This window comes from Pseudomonas sp. ADAK7, from assembly GCF_012935675.1.
Taxonomy (GTDB): Bacteria; Pseudomonadota; Gammaproteobacteria; order Pseudomonadales; family Pseudomonadaceae; genus Aquipseudomonas.
This window is the reverse complement of the sequence record NZ_CP052861.1, coordinates 6,366,643-6,388,276: the sequence shown is the minus strand read 5'-3', so window position 1 is coordinate 6,388,276 and position 21,634 is coordinate 6,366,643. Positions and strand designations below refer to the sequence as shown.

General features: G+C 59.7%; 24 protein-coding genes. 6 read left to right on the top strand and 18 right to left on the bottom strand.

Annotated features, from left to right (window positions below; translation table 11 throughout):
- Positions 1-25 precede the first annotated feature (25 nt).
- From HKK53_RS29420 to HKK53_RS29380, 9 genes are all read right to left on the bottom strand, one after another.
- On the bottom strand, positions 26-631 hold the full coding sequence (locus HKK53_RS29420) for an START domain-containing protein (protein ID WP_169373655.1): 606 nt from the start codon (positions 629-631) through the stop codon (positions 26-28).
- 40 nt (positions 632-671) lie between these two features.
- Positions 672-926: a YkgJ family cysteine cluster protein gene (locus tag HKK53_RS29415; protein WP_169373654.1), complete on the bottom strand. Its 255-nt coding sequence runs from the start codon at positions 924-926 to the stop codon at positions 672-674.
- A gap of 166 nt (positions 927-1,092) precedes the next feature.
- Positions 1,093-1,584, bottom strand: coding sequence for a translation initiation factor 2 (locus HKK53_RS29410; protein WP_169373653.1), 492 nt, complete (start codon positions 1,582-1,584; stop codon positions 1,093-1,095).
- 90 nt (positions 1,585-1,674) lie between these two features.
- Positions 1,675-3,114 (bottom strand): aminotransferase-like domain-containing protein, encoded by a 1,440-nt coding sequence (locus HKK53_RS29405; protein WP_169373652.1) that lies wholly within the window; start codon positions 3,112-3,114, stop codon positions 1,675-1,677.
- Between the two features lie 277 nt (positions 3,115-3,391).
- Complete coding sequence (locus HKK53_RS29400; protein WP_169373651.1) at positions 3,392-4,204, bottom strand: OmpA family protein; 813 nt, start codon at positions 4,202-4,204, stop codon at positions 3,392-3,394.
- Positions 4,201-4,557: a DUF4398 domain-containing protein gene (locus HKK53_RS29395; RefSeq protein ID WP_169373650.1), complete on the bottom strand. Its 357-nt coding sequence runs from the start codon at positions 4,555-4,557 to the stop codon at positions 4,201-4,203. The genes HKK53_RS29400 and HKK53_RS29395 overlap by 4 nt, the downstream gene beginning before the upstream one ends.
- A 9-nt stretch (positions 4,558-4,566) precedes the next feature.
- The gene (locus HKK53_RS29390) at positions 4,567-5,400 is read right to left on the bottom strand and encodes a substrate-binding periplasmic protein (RefSeq protein ID WP_169373649.1); all 834 of its coding nucleotides are present in this window, start codon (positions 5,398-5,400) and stop codon (positions 4,567-4,569) included.
- 80 nt (positions 5,401-5,480) lie between these two features.
- On the bottom strand, positions 5,481-6,410 hold the full coding sequence (locus HKK53_RS29385) for an electron transfer flavoprotein subunit alpha/FixB family protein (protein ID WP_169373648.1): 930 nt from the start codon (positions 6,408-6,410) through the stop codon (positions 5,481-5,483).
- Positions 6,411-7,160, bottom strand: a complete 750-nt coding sequence (locus HKK53_RS29380; protein WP_123406900.1) for an electron transfer flavoprotein subunit beta/FixA family protein — start codon at positions 7,158-7,160, stop codon at positions 6,411-6,413.
- A 547-nt stretch (positions 7,161-7,707) separates the two neighbouring features.
- Between HKK53_RS29380 and HKK53_RS29375 the strand changes: the two genes are divergently transcribed.
- Entirely contained in the window at positions 7,708-9,372 is a 1,665-nt protein-coding gene (locus HKK53_RS29375; protein WP_169373647.1) for an electron transfer flavoprotein-ubiquinone oxidoreductase, read from the top strand.
- A gap of 93 nt (positions 9,373-9,465) precedes the next feature.
- Here HKK53_RS29375 and HKK53_RS29370 read toward each other — a convergent pair whose 3' ends face one another.
- Positions 9,466-10,356 (bottom strand): AraC family transcriptional regulator, encoded by an 891-nt coding sequence (locus tag HKK53_RS29370; protein WP_169373646.1) that lies wholly within the window; start codon positions 10,354-10,356, stop codon positions 9,466-9,468.
- Between the two features lie 180 nt (positions 10,357-10,536).
- Between HKK53_RS29370 and HKK53_RS29365 the strand changes: the two genes are divergently transcribed.
- Positions 10,537-11,589 carry an NAD(P)-dependent alcohol dehydrogenase gene (locus tag HKK53_RS29365; RefSeq protein WP_169373645.1) on the top strand — a complete coding sequence of 351 codons (1,053 nt, stop codon included), beginning with the start codon at positions 10,537-10,539 and terminating at the stop codon, positions 11,587-11,589.
- Here the strand turns inward: HKK53_RS29365 and HKK53_RS29360 are convergent, their stop codons facing one another.
- The 7 genes from HKK53_RS29360 to HKK53_RS29330 all read right to left on the bottom strand — a co-directional run bounded on the left by HKK53_RS29360 (position 11,590) and on the right by HKK53_RS29330 (position 18,384).
- On the bottom strand, positions 11,590-12,393 hold the full coding sequence (locus HKK53_RS29360) for an IclR family transcriptional regulator (RefSeq protein ID WP_054051831.1): 804 nt from the start codon (positions 12,391-12,393) through the stop codon (positions 11,590-11,592).
- A 60-nt stretch (positions 12,394-12,453) separates the two neighbouring features.
- Entirely contained in the window at positions 12,454-13,764 is a 1,311-nt protein-coding gene (locus HKK53_RS29355) for an MFS transporter (RefSeq protein ID WP_169373644.1), read from the bottom strand.
- Positions 13,765-13,870: 106 nt separating this feature from the next.
- Positions 13,871-15,019, bottom strand: coding sequence for a galactonate dehydratase (gene dgoD / locus HKK53_RS29350; RefSeq protein WP_090186690.1), 1,149 nt, complete (start codon positions 15,017-15,019; stop codon positions 13,871-13,873).
- Between the two features lie 47 nt (positions 15,020-15,066).
- The gene (locus HKK53_RS29345) at positions 15,067-15,687 is read right to left on the bottom strand and encodes a 2-dehydro-3-deoxy-6-phosphogalactonate aldolase (protein ID WP_169373643.1); all 621 of its coding nucleotides are present in this window, start codon (positions 15,685-15,687) and stop codon (positions 15,067-15,069) included.
- Positions 15,688-15,706: 19 nt separating this feature from the next.
- A complete protein-coding gene (locus HKK53_RS29340) occupies positions 15,707-16,699 on the bottom strand; it encodes a 2-dehydro-3-deoxygalactonokinase (protein WP_169373642.1) in 993 nt (330 codons plus the stop codon).
- Positions 16,700-16,808: 109 nt separating this feature from the next.
- Complete coding sequence (locus HKK53_RS29335) at positions 16,809-17,813, bottom strand: hypothetical protein (RefSeq protein WP_169373641.1); 1,005 nt, start codon at positions 17,811-17,813, stop codon at positions 16,809-16,811.
- Positions 17,814-17,901: 88 nt separating this feature from the next.
- Positions 17,902-18,384: a GNAT family N-acetyltransferase gene (locus HKK53_RS29330; protein ID WP_133838361.1), complete on the bottom strand. Its 483-nt coding sequence runs from the start codon at positions 18,382-18,384 to the stop codon at positions 17,902-17,904.
- Between the two features lie 213 nt (positions 18,385-18,597).
- Between HKK53_RS29330 and HKK53_RS29325 the strand changes: the two genes are divergently transcribed.
- The 4 genes from HKK53_RS29325 to HKK53_RS29310 all read left to right on the top strand — a co-directional run bounded on the left by HKK53_RS29325 (position 18,598) and on the right by HKK53_RS29310 (position 20,488).
- Positions 18,598-19,266 carry an HD domain-containing protein gene (locus HKK53_RS29325; RefSeq protein ID WP_169373640.1) on the top strand — a complete coding sequence of 223 codons (669 nt, stop codon included), beginning with the start codon at positions 18,598-18,600 and terminating at the stop codon, positions 19,264-19,266.
- 106 nt (positions 19,267-19,372) lie between these two features.
- Positions 19,373-19,708: a hypothetical protein gene (locus HKK53_RS29320; RefSeq protein WP_169373639.1), complete on the top strand. Its 336-nt coding sequence runs from the start codon at positions 19,373-19,375 to the stop codon at positions 19,706-19,708.
- Between the two features lie 53 nt (positions 19,709-19,761).
- The gene (locus HKK53_RS29315) at positions 19,762-20,016 is read left to right on the top strand and encodes a hypothetical protein (RefSeq protein WP_169373638.1); all 255 of its coding nucleotides are present in this window, start codon (positions 19,762-19,764) and stop codon (positions 20,014-20,016) included.
- A 91-nt stretch (positions 20,017-20,107) separates the two neighbouring features.
- Positions 20,108-20,488 carry a Rho termination factor N-terminal domain-containing protein gene (locus HKK53_RS29310; RefSeq protein ID WP_169373637.1) on the top strand — a complete coding sequence of 127 codons (381 nt, stop codon included), beginning with the start codon at positions 20,108-20,110 and terminating at the stop codon, positions 20,486-20,488.
- A gap of 138 nt (positions 20,489-20,626) precedes the next feature.
- Here HKK53_RS29310 and HKK53_RS29305 read toward each other — a convergent pair whose 3' ends face one another.
- Positions 20,627-21,598: a DUF3829 domain-containing protein gene (locus HKK53_RS29305; protein WP_169373636.1), complete on the bottom strand. Its 972-nt coding sequence runs from the start codon at positions 21,596-21,598 to the stop codon at positions 20,627-20,629.
- Positions 21,599-21,634 lie beyond the last annotated feature (36 nt).

Sequence of the window (21,634 nt, the reverse complement as noted above, 5' to 3'; positions counted from 1 at the left end):
GGGCGTTATCGAAAGAACGGCGCGATTACTTCTCGGCGCGTTCTTTCAGGGCCTTCAAGGTGTTGAACGGTGCGTCGACCACGAACTTGTTGGCGACCATCGACGGCACGCTGCCGCCCGGCTCGGTGTGCACCTGATAGGTCACTTCGACCTGGTCACCCTTGGGGACGAACTTCCAGAAGCCATCGATTTTGGCGACCCGCACGAAGCCTTTTTCCTCAGGAAGGTACTTCGGCACGCCTTCGAGTTTACGGGTCAGGCTGCCATCGGCGCCTTCGACGGTGGTGATGTGCAACACCGAATCACGCGGGGTGACAGGCCATGGGGTATTGAACTGAGTGTAGGTCCAGCTCTGATCGCCTTCGTGCTTGAGCAGCTTCTGGGCTTTGCACTCGTGAATCCAGGAACAGGCGCCCGCCACGTCTTCCTGCAATGCGCGCAATTTGGCGACGGTGGTCTTCATCAGAGTCACACCCTGATAGGCCTTGTAATCGGAACCGGCCACTTCACTCAGGGACACCTTGATGCCGTCTTCGTTTTTGGCGACTTTCCAGTCTTCAGCGTGAGCGGCCGTGGTGGCCAGCACAACCGTCAAACCACACAGCACAGCCATACGATGCAGCGAACCCATAGTCTTATTCCTTATTGTTGAAGTTCCATTCTTGAACACATCACGCCGCCGTCATCTGCTCCCACCAGCCAATCAGCCGAATGGCTTCTTCACTGCTGTTGCCGCAGACCTCGGCATCGGCTGCGAAAGCCGAACAGACAGCCGGACGCTCGGCCTGGCCGAAAATGTTGCACAGGTTTTCGACCGACAGTTGCACGCAACGTTCTCCGGCGGGTTTGCCTTGCGGCATGCCGGGAATCGGTGAACTGATGGAAGGGGCAATGCAGCAGGCGCCACAGCCTTCACGGCATTTCATGACGACAAACACCTCGCGACGGGCAATGTGTAAAAGGGACGTGGCACAGAGTACCCGCTAAAACGACTGTTTAAAATTACCTGGCCCGCAGTTTTTGCGCTCAGGCGAACGTGACTGACCAGTCTCCGACGAAGTGTCTGGCCCGCGGCTCACCGATGGGAATGATTTAGCGCTTGAACTCGAATTCCAGCGCCGCGCCTTCAACCTCGCGGCGCTCTTCGTTGCGCAGTTGCAACTGCATTTCGTTGCTCAGCAGACGGCCGTTGAGTTGGAAGTCACTGGTCTTGTCGCCGAACATTTGCGGCAACACCCCATCGTGTTTGGGCAACGGCACCGTACCGACGGGCTTGAGTTCTTCGACCATGTGCTGGGGCAAGCTCAAGTCGAGCGTGGCCGGTGGCAGTTTGGTGTTTTTCACCACTTCGCTGGCCGGTTTGGACTTGGAGGCAATGGGAGGACGTTTTTTGATCGGGGCGGCTTTCTTTTTGGCAGGCGTCTTGGCAGGCGTCGCTTTTTTGGCCGCAACCGGTTTCTTCGGGGTTGGCTGGGTACTGCTGGCAGCCGGTTTTTCCTGGACGGCAGCGGCCATCACATCTTCCGGTAACGCAGTCATCACCAGGCAGATCGACAGCCAGGCAGCAGAAAAAATCGTTTTCATGGACCCAACGGCACTAACGGCAGAGGGCCATATGCTCGCTTGTTGGGAGCGACATGACAAGCACGGGCAGCAGATGACCTGCCCGTGGGATCAAAAACCGCCGGCCGTCTCCTGGCAAAGCTGGGTCGCCAACATGCCAAGCGTCATCAATGCCCGCTCGGCCTCACGGTTCCAGGGCGTGCCACAGTTCAGTCGAATGCAGTGATTGAACTGCTCGGTATTACTGAAGATCAGTCCCGGCGCGATGCTGATCCCCTGCTGCAGGGCTCGCACGTGCAGCTCCTGAGTGTTGACCCGCCCCGGCAGACTGACCCACAAAATAAAGCCACCGGTTGGCCGGCTCATCTGCGTGCCTTCGGGGAAATACTGCTGCACCGCCAACTGGAAGGCGCTGAGGTTTTTGCGGTACTCCTGACGGATGTAACGCAAATGCCGGTCATAGCCGCCGTTCTCCAGGTACGCGGCGATGCCCATCTGCGTGACGCTGCAGGCCGAATGGGTGCTGAACGTCTGCAAGCGCTGGATCTCCTGTTGGTATTTACCGGCGATCATCCAGCCGATCCGCACGCCCGGCGACAGGGTCTTGGAGAAACTCGAGCAATAGATCACCCGGTCGAGCCGGTCGTAAGCCTTGAGCGATTTGGTGCGGCCTTGCTCGAACATCAGCTCGCCGTAGATATCGTCTTCGACAATCTGGATATCGAAATCCGAAGCCAGGCGCAGCAACTGCTTCTGGCGTTCTTCGGGCATGGTGCCGCCCAGTGGATTGCTCAGGCGGGTGGTCAGCACCAGCGCTTTGATCGACCATTGGTTGGCGGCCAGTTGCAGCGCTTCCAGGCTCATGCCGGTGGCGGGGTCGCTGGGGATCTCGATGACTTTGAGACCGAGCAAGTCGGCCAATTGCAGCAATCCGTAATAGGTCGGCGACTCGGCGGCGATCAGGTCGCCCGGGCGGGTCAATACGCGAAGCGACATTTGCAAGGCATCGACGCAACCGTGGGTAATCACTACTTCGGACGGGTCGACCACGACGCCGGCATCACGCATGCGGATCGCCACCTGACGGCGCAACGGCTCGAAACCCGGGCTGAACATGTAGCTGAAGGCCCGTGGACTATGGAAGCGAGTGACCTTGGCCAATTGCTGATGCAGTGCCCGCACCGGTAAATAGTCGACGCTCGGCACCGCCGCACCCAGCGGGAACACACCTTCACGGCGGGATTCGACCAATACTTGCTGAATGATGCTGCTGCGCGTGACCAGGCCTGGCCGTTCAACCCGGGCGATGTCCGGGGTCGGCGCGGTCAGGGCCGGGGTCTGGTGCACGTAATAACCGGACTGTGGCCGGGCGCGAATCAAGCCCTGATCCTCAAGGTTGGCGTACGCCTGCAACACCGTCGCATGGCTGACATTGAGCTGCGAGCTCATCTTGCGCACCGAAGGCACGCGCTCCCCCGGTTGATAGACACCCCGACGGATGTCTTCGGCCAGTTGCTGAGCAATACGTTGGTAGAGCAAGAGATTGGTCATGACGCAGTACTCGATTTCACGGGCATTTTATTCTTGTGTGAAACAATACCGGAACAGTTTAGAAGTGTACGGGGACAGTTGCCACAATAGTCGACCGTACAGTGCAGTGTCAGCAAAATCTGTACTGCTTTGCGAGGCAATTCGCAGACGTAAAAAAACCCGGCGCTGACGGGCAGGCCGGGTTTGTAGGAGCTATCGAGTGAAACGAGGCTGCGATCCTCCCAGGCCCACTTGAGTATCGAGAGCAAGATCAAAAGATCGCAGGCTCCGCCAGCGCCTACCGAGCAGCGCCGAGCTGGCCTTTTTCGTCGGAGAACACAATTTCCACTCGACGGTTCTGAGCGCGACCGCGCTCGGAAGCGTTCACGTCCACCGGGTATTCATCGCCATAGCCTTCGACCTGGATGCGTTTGTCTTCGATGCCCAGGTCCATCAGCACGTCAGCCACCGATTGCGCGCGGTCGCGGGACAGTTTGAGGTTGTCCTGCTTGCCGCCGGTGCTGTCGGTGTAGCCCTCGATCCGCACCACGCGTTTCGGGTTGAGCTGCAGGAACTGGACGATCTTCAGCACCACGCGGTTCGCCGAGTTCTTCAACTCTGCTTCGCCGGTATCGAACAGTACATCGCCCAAGGTCATCACCAGCCCGCGATCGGTCTGGGTGGTGGCCAGTGCAACGATTTGTTCTTCGAGCCACTTACCCTGTTGCTGCACGCTGAGCAGCTTGGACTCACGCAGGGCCAGTTGCAGGCGCTGGCGCTCCAGCTCGAGTTTGGCCGCCTGCTCTTCGTTGAGCACCTGGTTGGTGTGTTCCCGGGCAATTTCGCTGTAGCGCTGGCTCAGGTAAGCGTAATGCACCACGTCCGAACCGCTGCCCCAGTAACTGGACAGACGATCGGCGCGGGCCAGGGACTCACCGGCGCGGATCACATCTTTCGGCGCGATACGCAGCACGTTGGAATCTTCCTTGACCTTCTGGAAGTCGGCGCCGGCTTCTTGCAGCGCGGACTCACTGTGTTGGCCGGCACAGCCATACAGGCTGACGCAGCCTGCGAAGAGCAAACCGCCGAGTGCTTTGGTCTTGAGGCTCATTGGGCATCTCCCAGTTGCTTGCGCAGGCGAGTGATGCGGGTATTGAGTACGTTCAACTGCTCCTGGCTCTTGAGGGTCAGGACCCGGGCTTCGGCCAGGCGCGCATCCAGTTCAGCCTGTTCGGCGCGCATGCGGGCGTGCTTGTAGGACTGGTCGGTCATATCGCCCTGGGCGCGGGAGAACTTGTCTTCGGCCAGCTTCAGCTCTGGCACTTCGTCAGCAGTGGCGCCAACGGCCTTGGCTTGTATGAGGGCCTGCTCGGTCAGGCGTATTTGTTCATTCGGCGCCGGATCGGCTGCACAACCCGCCAGAGCCAGAACGGCCAGGGCAGCGAAAAGAGGTCGAATACTCACTAAAAATCCCTACTGTTTTGGGGTACTGGCGGGGTGTTGCTGCAGTTGCTGCTGGGCTTTCCAACGCTCGATGTTGCGTTGCAGCACGGCTTCCGTCAGTCCGGACGCGGGCAATTCTGTCATCTTTTTGGCCAGCTGTCCGCGCAACCACGGATCGTTGCAGGCGGAGTTATGGGAAACCGCGAGGAACAGGCCGGGTTTGTCGACGGGTTGCGGGAAGGCTTGCAGGTCATTGCCCATGCCCAGTGCCTGCGCGGCCGCCATGCCCGAGTAGCGTCCGGCGAGTACATATTCCACCTCGCCCAACAGCAATTTCTGAAAGGCCTGGGTGAGGTTTGGTGTACGGCTCAGGGTTAATTGCTGCTCGGCGAAAGTGCCAAATTCCCGGGTCATTCGAGACTTTTCCGACACGGCGCCCGGGTGCCCGTGCAGGTCTTTTGCTTCACTGTAGGTCAGCGTCGAGCCTATGCGCGTCCAGACCAGGTAATCGTTTTCCAGCAGCGGCGGATGGATGTAATCCAGGGTTTCCAGCTCGCTGAGCGTCAACGGCGCGTCCGCCAGCATGTCCATGCGCCCGCTGCGCACTTCGTCCAGGGCCTGGGAACGTTTACCGGCGTAGAGCATTTCTACCTTGATGCCCAACTCCCCCGCCACGTGCTGCAACAAATCGGCACTGGCGCCGATCAGGTGCTTGGGGTTCTGCGGGTCTTGCCACAGGTACGGCGGTGCATCCGGGCTGCCGGTGACCACCAGGCGTTCGCATTTGCCGGCGGCGCTCGCGAGCCCCGGCAACAGCGTCAACCCCAGCAGCAATGACCAGCCACTTACGCGGCGCAAATCCATGGCAACACTCTCCCACTCAAATCCGAAACAAAAAAAAGCCCGACCAAAAGGTCGGGCTCTTTATAAGTCAGGTCGCTGGATTAGACCAGCTTCTCGAACTCGGGGATTGCTTCGAACAGGTCTGCCACCAGGCCGTAATCGGCCACCTGGAAGATCGGCGCTTCTTCGTCCTTGTTGATCGCGACGATCACTTTGGAGTCTTTCATGCCGGCCAGGTGCTGGATCGCGCCGGAGATGCCGACCGCGATGTACAGCTGTGGAGCAACGATCTTGCCGGTCTGACCGACCTGCATGTCGTTGGGTACGAAACCTGCGTCGACCGCAGCGCGGGAAGCGCCGACAGCAGCGCCCAGCTTGTCAGCCAGGGCGTACAGGTGTTTGAAGTTGTCGCCGTTCTGCATGCCGCGCCCGCCGGAAACGACGATCTTGGCAGCGGTCAGTTCCGGACGATCGGACTTGGCCAGTTCTTCGCCAACGAAGCTCGAAGTGCCAGCGTCATGGGCCGCCGCAACCGCTTCAACAGCCGCCGAACCACCTTCAGCGGCAACCGGGTCGAAACCGGTGGCGCGCACGGTGATCACTTTGACCGCAGCGTTCGACTGAACGGTCGCGATGGCGTTACCGGCGTAGATCGGGCGCTTGAAGGTATCAGCGCTTTCAACCGAGATGATCTCGGAGATCTGGTCAACGTCCAGCGACGCGGCGACGCGCGGCAGGATGTTTTTGCCGTTGGAAGTGGCGGCAGCCAGGATGTGGCTGTAGCCCTTGCCCAACTCTGCAACCAGCGGCGCAACGTTTTCCGGCAACTGGTGAGCGTAGGCGGCGTTGTCGGCCACCAGCACTTTCGCCACGCCAGCGATTTTCGCAGCGGCTTCAGCCACGGCGCCAGCGCCTTGACCGGCAACCAGAACGTGGATGTCACCGCCGATTTTGACGGCAGCGGCCACGGTGTTCAGCGTGGCCGGGGCCAGCACTTTGTTGTCGTGTTCAGCAATAACCAAGATAGTCATTTAGATTACCTTCGCTTCGTTTTTCAGTTTCTCGACCAGTTCAGCCACCGACTTGACCTTGATACCCGCGCTGCGTGCAGCCGGCGCTTCGACTTTCACGGTCTTGTTGGTGGAGGCGGTGGAAACGCCCAAAGCGTCCGGAGTCAGCACTTCGAGAGGCTTCTTCTTGGCTTTCATGATGTTTGGCAGGGACGCGTAGCGCGGCTCGTTCAAACGCAGGTCGGTGGTGACGATGGCCGGCAGTTTCAGGGAAACTGTCTGCGCGCCGCCGTCGATTTCGCGGGTCACGGCAACGGTGTCGCCAGTGACTTCGACTTTCGAAGCGAACGTGCCCTGACCGTAGCCGCTCAATGCAGCGAGCATCTGGCCAGTCTGGTTGTTGTCGCTGTCGATGGCTTGTTTGCCGAGGATCACCAGCTGAGGCTGTTCCTTGTCGACAACAGCCTTCAACAGTTTGGCAACGGCCAGGGAAGTCAGATCTTCAGCGGATTCGACGAGGATGGCGCGGTCGGCACCCAGAGCCAGCGCGGTGCGCAGTTGCTCTTGAGCGGTGGACGGACCGATCGAGACGACGACGATTTCAGTCGCAACACCTTTCTCTTTCAGGCGTACGGCTTCTTCCACTGCGATTTCGCAGAACGGGTTCATCGACATCTTCACGTTAGCGAGGTCGACGCCGGAATTGTCCGCCTTGACGCGAACCTTGACGTTGTAATCCACAACGCGTTTGACAGCTACAAGAACCTTCATGGATTCCTCGTTACTCTCCGGTGAAAAGAAAGTCGCCTAGGCGAACCTGGCGGTTGATGCTCGTGGGCGCAAGGGCACCTCTAAAAACGCTGGCATCTGAACGGGGTGACACGGCTCGCGTTGCTGATGACCGTTCGTCAGTGGTGACCGATGAGTCATTCATTACCGCGGCGTGTAAACTGCGCGCCGAACCTTCGTTGCGCATCACCTTGTACTGCCATCGCCCTGTCTTTAGAGGTGCTCTTGAAACCAACAGTCAGCCTACGGCGAGCGCAAAACCGCCCGTATCTTGACCGGAACACCTATTCCGGTCAATACGGCAAAATGGCCAGTCATAAGCCGCGTGACTTTGATTTCTCTGGCTCAGAGCCAATTCAAACAAACGTTTGTATTGGACGCTAGGAGTGGTGTAGATATAATGCGCCACCCAGAGAGAAAGGTGGTTCATCGATTGTCCTCTTCCGGCATTGCGCCGGAATTCATGGATGCGACACCAAACCTCCAATATTAGAAAAAAAACTGTTGAGCCTTGAGTAGGAGATAACCTGTGGAACGCGAATACATGGAATTCGACGTGGTCATCGTCGGTGCCGGCCCCGCTGGTCTTTCCGCCGCCTGCCGCTTGAAGCAGAAGGCCGCCGAAGCCGGTAAGGAAATCAGCGTCTGCGTGGTCGAAAAAGGCTCCGAAGTCGGTGCTCACATCCTGTCTGGTGCCGTGTTCGAACCACGCGCCCTGAACGAATTGTTCCCGGACTGGAAAGAACTCGGCGCCCCGCTGAACACGCCGGTCACCCGCGATGACATCTTCGTTCTCAAGAACGCTGAAAGCGCGCAGAAGATTCCCGATCTCTTTGTGCCCAAGACCATGCACAACGAAGGCAACTACATCATCTCCTTGGGCAACCTGTGCCGCTGGCTCGCCCAGCAGGCCGAGAACCTGGGCGTGGAAATCTACCCGGGCTTCGCCGCTCAGGAAGCGCTGTTCGACGAAAACGGCGTAGTGCGCGGGATCATCACCGGTGATCTGGGCGTTGACCGCGAAGGCAACCCGAAAGAAGGCCTGTACACCCCCGGCATGGAGTTGCGTGGCAAGTACACGCTGTTCGCCGAAGGTTGCCGTGGCCACATCGGTAAGCAACTGATCAAGCGCTTCAACCTCGACAGCGATGCCGACGCCCAGCACTACGGCATCGGCCTGAAAGAAATCTGGGAAATCGACCCGGCCAAGCATCAGCCAGGCCTGGTGGTCCACACCGCCGGCTGGCCGCTGGACATCATGGGTTCCGAGAACACCGGTGGCTCCTTCCTTTATCACCTGGAAAACAACCAGGTGGTCGTCGGTCTGATCGTCGATCTGTCCTATAGCAACACTTACCTGTCGCCGTTCGACGAGTTCCAGCGCCTCAAGCATCACCCGGTGCTCAAGCAGTACCTGGAAGGCGGCAAGCGCATCAGCTATGGCGCCCGCGCGATCTGCAAGGGTGGCCTGAACTCGCTGCCGAAGATGGTGTTCAAGGGCGGCGCGCTGATCGGTTGCGACCTCGGCACCCTGAACTTCGCCAAAATCAAAGGCAGCCACACCGCGATGAAGTCCGGCATGCTCGCTGCTGAGTCAGTGGCCGAGGCGTTGTTCGCCGAGAAGGATGGCACCGAAGAGCTGACCACTTACGTCGACGCCTTCAAGAAGAGCTGGCTCTACGACGAACTGTTCGCCAGCCGCAACTTCGGCCCGGCGATCCACAAGTTCGGTGCGATCGTTGGCGGTGGTTTCAACTGGCTCGACCAGAACATCTTCGGCGGCAAACTGCCGTTCACCTTGCACGACACCAAGCCGGATTACGCGTGCCTGAAGCTCGCGGCGGACTGCAAGAAGATCGACTACCCGAAACCCGACGGCAAAATCAGCTTCGACAAACTCAGCTCGGTGTTCATCTCCGGTACCAACCACGAAGAAGAACAACCTTGCCACCTGAAGCTGACCGACCCGAGCATCCCGATCAGCAAGAACCTGCCTTTGTACGATGAGCCTGCCCAGCGCTACTGCCCGGCGGGCGTGTACGAAGTGGTGACCAAGGAAGACGGCGAGAAGCGCTTCCAGATCAACGCCCAGAACTGTGTTCACTGCAAGACCTGCGACATCAAGGACCCTACACAGAACATCACCTGGGTGGCGCCGGAAGGCTCCGGCGGCCCGACTTACCCGAACATGTAAGCCGAACGCCTGAACATCAAGGCTCCCGAAACGGGGGCCTTTTTGTTGCCCGGTGAAAGTTGGAGTGGGCGTAATTTTCAAGGACGCCTTCGCTCACGCCGCCCGCTCATCCCCCGGATTACGCTCAAAGTAGCGCTTGTACTCGCGACTGAACTGCGACGTGCTCTGATACCCCACCCGATGCGCCACCTGCGCCACGCCCAAGCCTTCCCCCAGCAACAATTGCTGCGCCTTGAGCAATCGCAAACGCTTCAGATACTGCACCGGCGACAACAACGTGCTGCGCTTGAAATGCTCATGAAAGGTCGACGCACTCATGTTCGCGCAACCGGCCAGGGTCTCCACATTCAAAGGCTCGGTGAAATGCCCGTGCAGATGATTAAGCGACGCCGCAATCCGCGCGAACTGCCCTTGCTGTTCCACCAACGCCCGCAACACATCGGCCTGGGGACCGCGCAAGGCTACGAACAATAATTCACGCACCCGCGCCTGGCCCATGATCTGGCATTCCAGCGGATCGTGCAGGCAGCGCAACAGCCGCTCCACGCAACCGCGCATGCCGTCGTCGAGCACTGTCGAGGTCATGGACTCCAGCGTCTGCGCCGCAATACTGCGCCCCGACACCAGCCCCATGGCCAACACCAATTCACCAAGCAAGATCCGGTCGATGGCGATGGAAATCCCCAGCATCGGCCCCTCCGGCGCGGCAAACGTCTCGCACTCGAACGGCACCGGCAACGCCTGAATCAGATAATGCCCGGCGCCATATTCCAGGGTTCGCGGCCCCAGGTACGCCAGTTTGCTGCCCTGGACGATGATCACCAGGCTCGGCTCGTAGATTTGCGGACCACGGGCCACATCGCAACTGGCGCGCAACACCTGCACACCCGGCAACGCCGTGGGGGCGAAACCGTCGCGGGTGGTCAGCGGCTGGAGCAGTGAAACCAGCGTGGCATTGGCATCTAAATGACGAGTCAACAACATGGGGAAAACTTCACGGAAATCGGGATGAAAGCATCATCGCAGGTCTGGTGGCCAATGCGACCAATCCACGGCACATGCCGGAGGATTAGGCATGACACCCGGAGGAATCGCCATGGCCGACACCCGGTTCAGTGCCCAGAATGGCCCACCTCACCTGTCACTGCTTTTGCGAGGTTCCTTATGTACACCGCTATCGGATACGCCGCCCAGTCGGCCACCACTCCCCTCGCCCCCGTGAAATTCGAACGCCGCAGCCCTCGGGCCGACGACGTTGCGATCGACATTTTGTACTGCGGCGTCTGCCATTCCGACATCCACCAGGCCCGCAACGAGTGGGGCATCGCCGTTTACCCGCTGATGCCCGGCCACGAGATCGTCGGCAAAGTCACCGCCATCGGCACGAACGTCACCAAGCACAAAATCGGCGATCTGGTCGGTGTTGGCTGCATGGTCGACTCCTGCCGCAGCTGCGAAGCCTGTCAGGCCAACCTTGAGCAATATTGCCTCGAAGGTCCGACCATGACTTACGCCACCCCGGACCGGGTCGATGGCAGCAACACCATGGGCGGTTACTCCGACAGCATCGTGGTCAGCGAACATTTCGTGGTGCGCATCCCGGAAAAACTCGACCTGGCCAGCGCCGCGCCGATCCTCTGCGCCGGCATCACCACCTACTCGCCGCTCAAGCACTACGGCGTGAAGGCCGGCGACAAGGTCGGGATCCTCGGCATGGGCGGTCTCGGCCACATGGGCATCAAGTTCGCCAAGGCCATGGGCGCCGAAGTGACGTTGTTCACCCGCTCGGCGAGCAAGGCTGAAGAAGCCCGACGCCAGGGCGCGGACCACGTGATCGTGTCCACCGATGCCGAACAGATGAAGGCCGCCGCCGGTCATTTCGACTTCCTGCTGGACACCATTCCGGTGCAGCACGACCTCAACCCCTACCTCGACACCCTGCGCTTCGACGGCGTGCATATCCTGGTGGGTTTGATCGAACCGGTTGATCCACCGGTCCACGCCGGCAAACTGGTGATGAGCCGCCGCGTGCTGGCCGGTTCGCTGATCGGTGGCGTTGCCGAAACCCAGGAAGTGCTGGATTTCTGCGCCGAGCACAACATCACCTGCGACATCGAAATGCTCAACATCCATCAGATCAACGAAGCGTTCACCCGCATGATTGCCGGTGACGTGAAGTACCGCTTCGTGATCGACATGTCGACGCTGAAGGTCTGATCAGACCTTAGCGCCGAGTTCGGCAGAGAGCCGGGCCGTGACCCCTTTGATCAGGGGAATCAGCTCGGCCATTTTTTCCAGCGGCATGTACGGCACGGTGCTGGCGATGCTGATCCCGGCAACGATGCGCTTGCTGGCATCCCGAATCGGTGCCGCGACACAACGGATCGACGGTTCGTTGTCCTCCAGATCGAACGCGTACCCTCCCGCCACATATTCCACCATGCGCTGCTGAAACTGCTCCCAGGACTGCTCCGGGTGCTGCGGCCAGAACTGATTTTTCCCACCCGCCGGCAGGCTCACTTCGTACAGCCGCTTCCAGTCTTGCTGGGTGTCATCGAGCATCAGCGCCTTGCCGATCCCGGTGCGCGCCAATGGCATGCGATGGCCGACCCGCGAACGCATTTCCGGGCCATTGCGCCCCGGATTCTTGTGCAAGTACAGCACCTCGTCGCCCTCACGAATCGCCAGGTGAATGGTGTCGCCGGTCAACGCCGACAACTCATCCAGATACGGCCCGGCCAACGTCACCAGCGGCAACTCTTCCCGCGCCTGGAAACCCAGTTCGATCAGCTTCGGCCCCAGCAAATAGCCGACTTGCGGCACCACACGCAGGTAACGCTCGTCCACCAGGCAACTGGCCAGACGATGCGTCGTGCTGCGCGTCGTACCGATCAGCCGGGCGATTTCCTTGAGATCGCGGGCGCCACTGGCCACGGCCTGAACCACACCCAAACCACGAAGCAGTGTCTGGGTGCCGGTCGGCGCGGCGTCCTTGGCGATTTTTGGGGCGTCTTCCTGCATATCCAGCCTTTACCGTTGAGCGAGGGAACGGGCGGCATTATGGTCGCCCGACGGCCGGGACTACAACTCGATACGCTCGACCTTGCCCACCAGCAGCACGTAGGACAGTGCACCGATCAGCGCGAGCACCGCGATGTAGGTAATCGCCGGGGCAAACGAATCGCCGGTGGCGAGGAAACCGATGACGATCGGTGTGGTAATCGCCGACAGGTTGCCGATGAAATTGAACACCCCGCCGGTCAATCCGAGCAACCGCGCCGGGGCCAGCGTTGAAACCAGCGACCAGGTAATCGAGGCGAGCCCGTTACCGAAGAACGCCAACGCGAGGAAGGCAATCACCAGCGGCGTCGATTCGACGAAGTTGGCGCCGATGATCGAAGTGGAAATCAGCAGACCACCAATGATCGGCAGCTTGCGGGCGAAACCGACGGTGTAGCCGCGACGAATCAAAAAGTCGGAGAAGAACCCGGAACACAACACACCGACGAACGCCGCGAGAAACGGCAACGATGCAAGCAAGCCGGACTTGATGAAGTCCATGCCGCGATATTTCACCAGGTAAGTCGGGAACCAGGTCAGGAAGAACCACAGCGTAGAATTGAGGCAGAACTGGCCGAGGTAAATGCCCCACAGTTTGCGTTTACTCAGGACAATGCCGAGGTCGGTCCAGCTGAATTTCGCCTTGGCCTTGGCGGTGTCCGCCTGGATATCCACCAACCCGCCGCCCTCGCGGATCAAGTCGATTTCCGCCTCGTTGGCGCCCTTGAAATCTCGCGGCTCGCGATACACCGCGTACCAGATCACCGCCCAGATAATGCCCACCACACCGGTGCTGACGAACACCATGTGCCAGCCAAACTCATGCTGCAACCAGGCCAGTACCGGCGTGAGAAACGCCAGCCCGACAAACTGCCCGGAGGTGTAGAAACCGATGGCCGTGGCGCGCTCACGCTCGGGGAACCATGTGGTGACCACGCGGCTGTTGATCGGATACGCCGGGGCTTCCAGCGCACCGACCGCCATGCGCAGCACGAACAGCGCGATGAAGCTGGCGGCGAAACCGAGCATCACCGTGGCGATCGACCACAACAGCAATGCGACGCTGTATAGAATTCGCGGCGGGACACGATCCACCAGCCAGCAGCCGGGGATCTGCATGGCCGCGTAGGTCCAGCCGAACGCGGAGAAAATCAGGCCGACGTGGATCGGGTCGATCCCCAGTTCACTGGTCAGCGCCGGGGCGGCGATGGAGAGGTTGCTGCGGTCGAGGTAGTTGATCACCACGGTGATAAACAGCAGCACCATGATGAAAAAACGCTTACGGCTGGGCGTCACCAACGACGCCTGCCCGGTGAGGGTTTGCGGTTGCATGAGGGATGCCTCTTCTTATGTTTATTGAGGGCGTAAGTTGTGATCGTTCCCACGCTCAGCGTGGGAACGATCGACGCGGAGCGTGGGAACGATCACCGCGTGGGTATCACCACTCGGCGAAACTGCCATCGGCATGGCGCCAGATCGGGTTGCGCCAGCGATGCCCGACCGCCGCACGTTCGATCACATATTCCTCGTTGATCTCGATGCCCAGGCCCGGGCCATTCGGAATCTTCACGAAGCCTTTGTCGTAATCAAACACCCGCGGATCCTTGACGTAATCCAGCAGGTCGTTGCTCTCGTTGTAGTGAATGCCCAGGCTCTGTTCCTGGATGAACGCGTTGTAGCAAACCGCGTCCAGTTGCAGGCACGCCGCCAGGGCAATCGGGCCCAGCGGGCAGTGCAGCGCCAGCGCCACGTCGTAGGCTTCGGCCATGTTGGCGATCTTGCGGGTTTCGGTGATGCCGCCAGCGTGGGAAGCATCGGGCTGGATGATGTCGACGTAGCCTTCGCTGAGCACGCGCTTGAAATCCCAGCGCGAAAACAAGCGTTCGCCGAGGGCAATCGGCGTGCTGGTCAGCGGCGCCAGTTCCTTCAGCGCTTCGTAGTTTTCGCTGAGCACCGGTTCTTCGATAAACATCAGTTTGTACGGGTCGAGTTCCTTCATCAGCACCTTGGCCATGGGTTTGTGCACCCGGCCATGGAAGTCGACACCGATGCCAACGTTCGGCCCGACCGCGTCACGCACGGCAGCGACGTTGGCCAGGGCCAGGTCGACTTTCTCGAAGGAATCGAGGAATTGCAGCTCTTCGGTGCCGTTCATTTTCACCGCAGTGAAACCACGCTCGACCGCTTCTTTCGCCGCGCGCGCGGTGTCCGCCGGGCGGTCGCCACCGATCCACGAATACACGCGAATCTTGTCCCGCACCTGGCCACCGAGCAAATCGCTGACCGACACGCCCAGCGCCTTGCCCTTGATGTCCCACAACGCCTGATCGATACCGGCCAGTGCGCTCATGTGAATCGCGCCGCCCCGGTAGAAGCCGCCGCGATAGAGCACGGTCCAGATGTCTTCGATGTTGCGTGGGTCTTTGCCGATCAGGTAGTCGGACAATTCTTCAACGGCTGCGGCGACGGTGTGGGCGCGGCCTTCGACCACGGGTTCGCCCCAGCCGGTCACGCCTTCGTCGGTTTCGATCTTGAGGAAGCACCAGCGCGGCGGCACGATGAAGGTGGTGAGTTTGGTGATTTTCATCTTGTTGTCTCTCTTGTTAGATGCAGCGCTCACAGCGCCAAAAAGTCTTAGCTCAGGGCTTTCCAGGCAGTGACGTAAGCCTTGGCATTGGCCGCCACTTGCTCGGGCGTCATGCCCGGTTTGAACAACCCGGAACCCAGGCCGAAACCTTTGACGCCCGCGTCGATAAACACCTGCATGTTGTCCGGCGTGATGCCACCGACCGGCGCCAGAATGGTCCCGGCCGGCAACACCGCGAGCCAGGCTTTCACTACGGCTGGGCCCATCTGCTCGGCGGGAAACATCTTCAGCACATCTGCGCCTTCGGCCAATGCGGCAAAGGCTTCGGTCGGCGTCGCCACGCCCGGCGACAGGAACAACCCCGCCGTCTTCGCCGCGCGCAACACCTTGGGATCGCTGTGGGGCATGACGATCACCTGCCCGCCCGCCGCTTTCACCTGCTCGACCTGTTCCGGTGTCAGCACCGTGCCCGCGCCGATCAGGCAATCGGCAGGCAAGGTACTGCGCAGGATGCGGATACTTTCGTACGGCTCGGGGGAATTGAGCGGCACTTCAATGACGCGAAATCCGGCGCTGTACAGGACTTCGCCGATGGCCGCAGCCTCTGTTGGACGCAGGCCGCGCAGGATCGCGATCAGGCCGTTTTGCGCCAGGGCTTGCTTGAGCATGTCAGACCTCCAGTCAGGTTTAACGGGATGGATGGTGTTTGATCAGTCCGGCGGCAACCGCCAGTTGCCACAACCCGCGCTCGGTGGCCTGTTCGGCCAGGGTCACTTTGGCAAAGCCGCAGGCATCGAGGGCCCGGCTGTAGCGGGCGCAGAGTTGGGTATTACCGATGAGGATGATCGAGGGCAGATGCACGCTGTTACGACGGCGGCGCTGAACGTTGGCCAAAGCCGATAGCTCATGCCCGATCAACAGGCCGGACAAATAGTCCGGTTGCGCGGTGGCGCTGAGTTCGCCGGTCAGCCCGAGGCTGCGAGCGCTAAACAAGGTCGACAACGGCCCGATCTCGCCGTCCGCCGACAACGCCACTTGCACACCGCGATCAAACGCCTGGCCATCGAACGATGTGCCCTGCTGTTGGGTGCGCCCGAGAATGCTGTGTTCGCTGAGCACGGCGAAGACTTCGCCGGTCATGAAGGTGTCGAAATGAACGATGCAGCCGTCGGCCACTTCCACCCATTTCGAATGACTGCCCGGCAAGCCGATCAACAGATCGCCGCTCGCCCCGCTCGGCAGGTTCTGTAACACGCCAAGCACTTGGGTTTCTTCGCCACGCATCACGTTCGGTAGATGCGAACGTTGAATCACACCCGGCACGATGTGCACATCGACACCGCGAAGACTGCGAACGGTTTGTAGGGAGTTTCCGAGATTGGCGACGTTGGCCGGCGTGTCCTGGTAGGACGCTTCTCGCCAGCCCTGGGCGCTGCCGACCATACCGCAGGCAATCACCGGTAAATCGGGTTGCGCGTCGAGCCAGTCACCGCAGGCGTCATCGAAGGCCAGTTCAAAACCGTCGGTGCATTCCTGGCCGTTGATGATTCGCGGCGTGCGCGGCAGCTGCATGATCCCGGACGACAGCGAACGCTGTTCCAGCACCTGGCCACCCGCGGCGAGTTTGTAAGCACGTAATGAGGTTGTCCCCCAATCGAGCGCGATCAATTGCGCCAGCATCGCTTCACCTGTTTTGTTTATTGGCAGTGAGTGAGCTGGACTATAGACCTCCTAGCGGTAAAATCTCAATATGTAATTTATCGTCCCATATTATGGGAATCAACAAACGCTATATCCCAATACCTTCGACATCGTCACCGGACACGAAAAGCTTGAAGGATTCATGCTCATTGGCCCCAAAGATGTGCGTTTTGCCTTGCGCGTCGCTCAACCCTTCCTCCTCCCGCCCGTCAGCACGTCTTATGAAGTAGCTGACATTGGCTCTCGGCTGTTTGGTTTTGCTATCGACAATCTGGAACTGACCTGTAAGCGGCGCAAATGAACTCAACAGTCCGCTGTAGGGCAAACCACTGCATACCCCTCCATGAACGATGATGGTGCCCGCGTAGTAGCGCGTTTCATTAATGCAGATCGGTTCGAACAGCAACCAGGACAACTGCCGATCCTCCGGCGGCAAGATGACATATTCTGGCGCCGTTATTTCTTTCTCGACTTCGGCAATAATCCGCGAAGTCGGAATGTACATAACCTTGGAGTAATACGCCTTATACAAAAAGGCCGTGATGCGCGCCATGCAGGGGATGTATTCCTGCTTTTTCAACAATGACAACAGCACTTCTTTGCGAATGGGACGAGAACTACTTCCCTCGTCTTCATCCTCTTCAAATCTAAACCAGGCCTTGAATTCATAACGACGATCACCCTCAACGATCCGCACCTCATCCACCGGGCCATTCGCCGACAATTGAATGTGATGCAGGATGGAAAAATCAGTGTCTCCATCCAGGGAACAGTTCACCCAGGTACCGACTTGCGCGCTGATGCCGTGCGCGTCGTACAAGTTGACCAGATCCCGGTCGGACCTGAATCGCAAATAATAAGAACCTGAATCATATTCAAGTGAGGTAAATTCGATCCGCGCGGCCGGCACGTCCAAGTGCATGCACGATGAACACAACACACAGAACATCAAAACGGCTAAAAGCCTTGCCATATAAATCCCTTTAAACAAATCAAACAAAAACGCGTACTTATCCCCATCACCGCCCACACGGCGGGTGGGGGATGTACATGAACTTAGGGGGAACTCAGCGGAAGCCTGTTTGCATGGCATATATCGTCCGTGAGCGCGCAAAAGGCGCACAGAGTGCCGGACTAGAGCGATGTCGACAACCGGTTCAGCAGCAGATTGCCATCAGCCCTCAACGCCCCTCGGCAAACTCCCGCAACACCGCCCCATCCATCCGATAACGCACCCACTCTTCCTGTGGCTGCGCGCCGAGGGATTTGTAGAACTCGATGGCGGGTTTGTTCCAGTCCAGCACGCTCCATTCGAAACGCCCGCAATCATTGGCGCAGGCGATTTTGGCCAGGTGGCGCAGCAAGGTTTTGCCGGCGCCGCCGCCGCGTTGTTCGGGGGTGATGTAGAGGTCTTCGAGGTACAGGCAGTTGCTGCCGAGCCAGGTGGAATAGCTGAAGAAGAACACCGCGAAGCCGATCGCCAGACCGTCGCGCAGGCAGATCAGGCCGTGGGCGGTGGCGCCTTCGCTGAACAGGCTGCGCTCGATGTCGGCAACGCTGGCGATGACTTCGTGACGGGCACGTTCGTAGTCGGCCAGCTCAGTGATGAACGCGAGGATTTGCGGTGCATCGCTGGGGGTCGCCGGGCGGATCTCGATCGTCATGGACGTGCCTTGTCAGAAGTGGAAAACGCCATACTAAGGCGGCAATCGATCTGTGGCGAGGGAGCTTGCTCCCGTCCGACTGCGAAGCAGTCGTAAAACTGGCAACCCCGTTCTAACTGAAATACCGTGGCGCCTGAGATTGGGGCTGCTGCGCAGCCCAGCGGGAGCAAGCTCCCTCGCCACAATGGTGATTTGACCCATAAAAGGATGTTTATGACCGCCACCGCTTTCGCCCCCCTGCAAACCCTCGCCGAGACACTCCTGCCCCACGCGCTGGAACCCTCGGAGGACGGCGCCCACGACCTGTCGCACTTGCAGCGCGTCTGGCACAACGTGCGCACGCTTCACGCACAAGAAGGCGGTGATCTGGACGTGTTGTTGGCAGCGGTGCTGTTGCATGATTGCGTGGCGGTGGAGAAGAACTCGCCGTTGCGCTCCCAGGCCTCAAGGCTGGCAGCGGATAAAGCGGCGACGCTGCTGACGACACTGGACTGGCCCGGCGCAAAAATCACCGCCGCCACCCACGCCATCGAGGCTCACAGCTTTTCCGCCAACATCACCCCGACCACCCTCGAAGCGAAAATCATGCAAGACGCTGACCGGCTCGATTCCCTCGGCATGCTCGGCGTGGCGCGAACCTTCTACATCGCCGGGCGCATGGGCAGTGCGTTGTACGACCCGCAGGACCCGGAAGCCAAAGCACGGGACTACGACGACAAGCGCTTTTGCCTCGACCATTTCCAGACCAAGCTGCTGCACCTGGCGGACGGCTTCCAGACCGTCACGGGCCAGCACCTGGCGCAGATTCGCCATCAGCGTTTGAAGGGTTTCATGGAGTTGTTCAAGGAAGAAATCGGTGTTTGCCGGTCGTCTTCCAACTGACCCTGGCGCTGTCGTCAGCCTGAACCGTTCGTCGTTCATCAGGCACCAACCCAACCGAAGGCGGACCAACATCAGGTAAGGACTCTAATAATCTGGAGACGACACCATGATCATGTCCCGGCTGACCGCTCTCGCTCTCGCTGCCCTGCTGTCCTCTACGGCCTTCGCCGCCACCACTGCCACCGGTACCGGCCCCACCGACCCGGTGGAGAAACCCAAAGCCCCCGCCATCCAGAGTGCCCCTGGCATGAACACCGATGGCTCGGGGATCGACAGCAGTCTGCCGCCGTCCACGGGCACCGATCCGCGCCTCAAGGGCAACGACACCGGTCGTCAGGGCGGGACGAGCACGCCGGACGCCCAGACACCCGATAACGCCGGCCCCGGCACGGGCTCGAAAACCACCACCGGTGGTTCGGGCTCCGAAGGTACCGGTCAATAGTTCGCCGACGCGAGCGACGCAACACCCTATCCACATCCATGAAAGAGGTAACCATGAACGTCGATAAAAACCTGGAAAAAGAAGTCCTGACCCGCCTGTTGCACGCCCATCCAAGTGGTTTGGGCAAGGAGGTCCTGGACAATTACCGGGGGGAGAAAGTCGTGGCCAGCACCCTCGCCACCTTGCAGGAACGCGGACTGATCCACCATGGTCATGTGACCTGTAACGAGGCGGGCGAGCACTCGCTGAACCTGCCGATCAAGCTCAGTGCCGCTGGGGTCGAGGCGGCGCGCAAGCTGGATGTTTAACGCCTGAAGATCAAAGATCGCAGCCTTTGGCAGCGCCTGCGGCACTGTGAATTGCTGCGATCTTCACAACACTGAAGCCAGGAGAAATCCCATGCCTCGTGGAAGCAAAGACAAATACACCGCCGAGCAAAAGCGCAAGGCCGAGCACATCGAAGACAGCTACGAACAAAAAGGCATTTCCAAAGACGAAGCCGAAGCCCGGGCCTGGGCGACGGTGAACAAGCAGTCGGGTGGCGGCGAACGGGCCGCTGGCTCGGGGCGCAAGAAACCGGCGAGCGCCAAGTCCGAGGACCGCAAGGAATCATCCCGGCGGGCGGTGGCCAGCCGTGAAGGTCATGCGCGCAACAGCAAGGCTTCGCGCGATACCCAGACCGTCGACAGTTTGATGAAAGAAGCCCGGGCGAAGAAGATTCCGGGGCGGTCAGGGATGCGCAAGCAGGAGTTGATTGAGGCGTTGCGTAAGGCCGGTTGACGCTGGGGATTTGAGTTGGATTTGATGGCCCCTTCGCGGGCCAGCCTCGCGCCTACAGGTGTACGACATCCCCCTGTAGGCGCGAGGCTTGCCCGCGATGGCGTCTGATCAGACGCCAGATATTTTAAAAGTCAGCACTCAGCACATCGGGTAATTGAACCGATTGATCACGTTCGAGTATTTGCTGTTATAGCGTTTGGCCGAGTTGGCGATGTTCGAACTGCTCATGCGCGCCATGACACCGGTTTCTTCACGCTTGAAAACGCCGTCCTTGACGTCTTTGATCATCGAACGGGACTGGCCCAGAAAATCGTTGATCTCCAACATGCCGCCGTTGCAGCTCTTGCCGGACTTGGCAGACTGTTCGGTGACTTTCTTGTTCCAGCCTGTCGCGGCATCCGCCACTTGTGCCAGGGACTTTTCGAAAGCGTCCAGCGCTGCCGGATCATTGGGTGCAGCAAACAAGACGTTGGCATCGGCATTGTTCAGCTTGCCGTAGTAAATCAGCCCCGCGCGATAGTAAGCCGCGGTGTCCTTGGGTGCCTTGTCGAACGCTTCCTTGGTCAGCGCCTGATCACGATCACTCAACCCTTTGTAGAACGCCTGTTCTTTCTGCGCGACCAGGGTCAGCGCCGCCAGGTAATCCTTGCTCAACTCACGCGCCTTGGCGCCATTGTCGGCCAGGTAGCCTTTGGAGTCGGCGTAGTTGTTCAGCTCGTGGCTCAACGGTGACAACGTCTTCAACGCTGCGGAAAAGTCCTTGGCGGCGGCATCGATTTCAACAATCGGGCTGTCGATGGCAGCGGCGGCATCCAGCTTCGTCGCCGAGCGATCAACCAGGATGTCATTCTCGATGCGCATCGAGGTGGGCGCTTCTTTACCCTTTAACAGCGGCATCTGTTGGTTCAGGTAGTTGTCCTGGGCTTCCTGGAACGACGTCGTCAGGCTGTTGGCCACATCGACATACAGGTTGTACTTCTCGATTTGCTGCTGTTCTGCGGCGCTTTGCTTTGGCTGCGCAGCGGCCGTCGCGTCAGGCTTGTCGCCACAACCGGCCAACAGTGCCGAGGTCGCGACCAGTGTCGCGGCAATCATCATCCGGAAATTCATTCTTTCTCTTCCATAAAGAAACGCGGCGGGCCATGC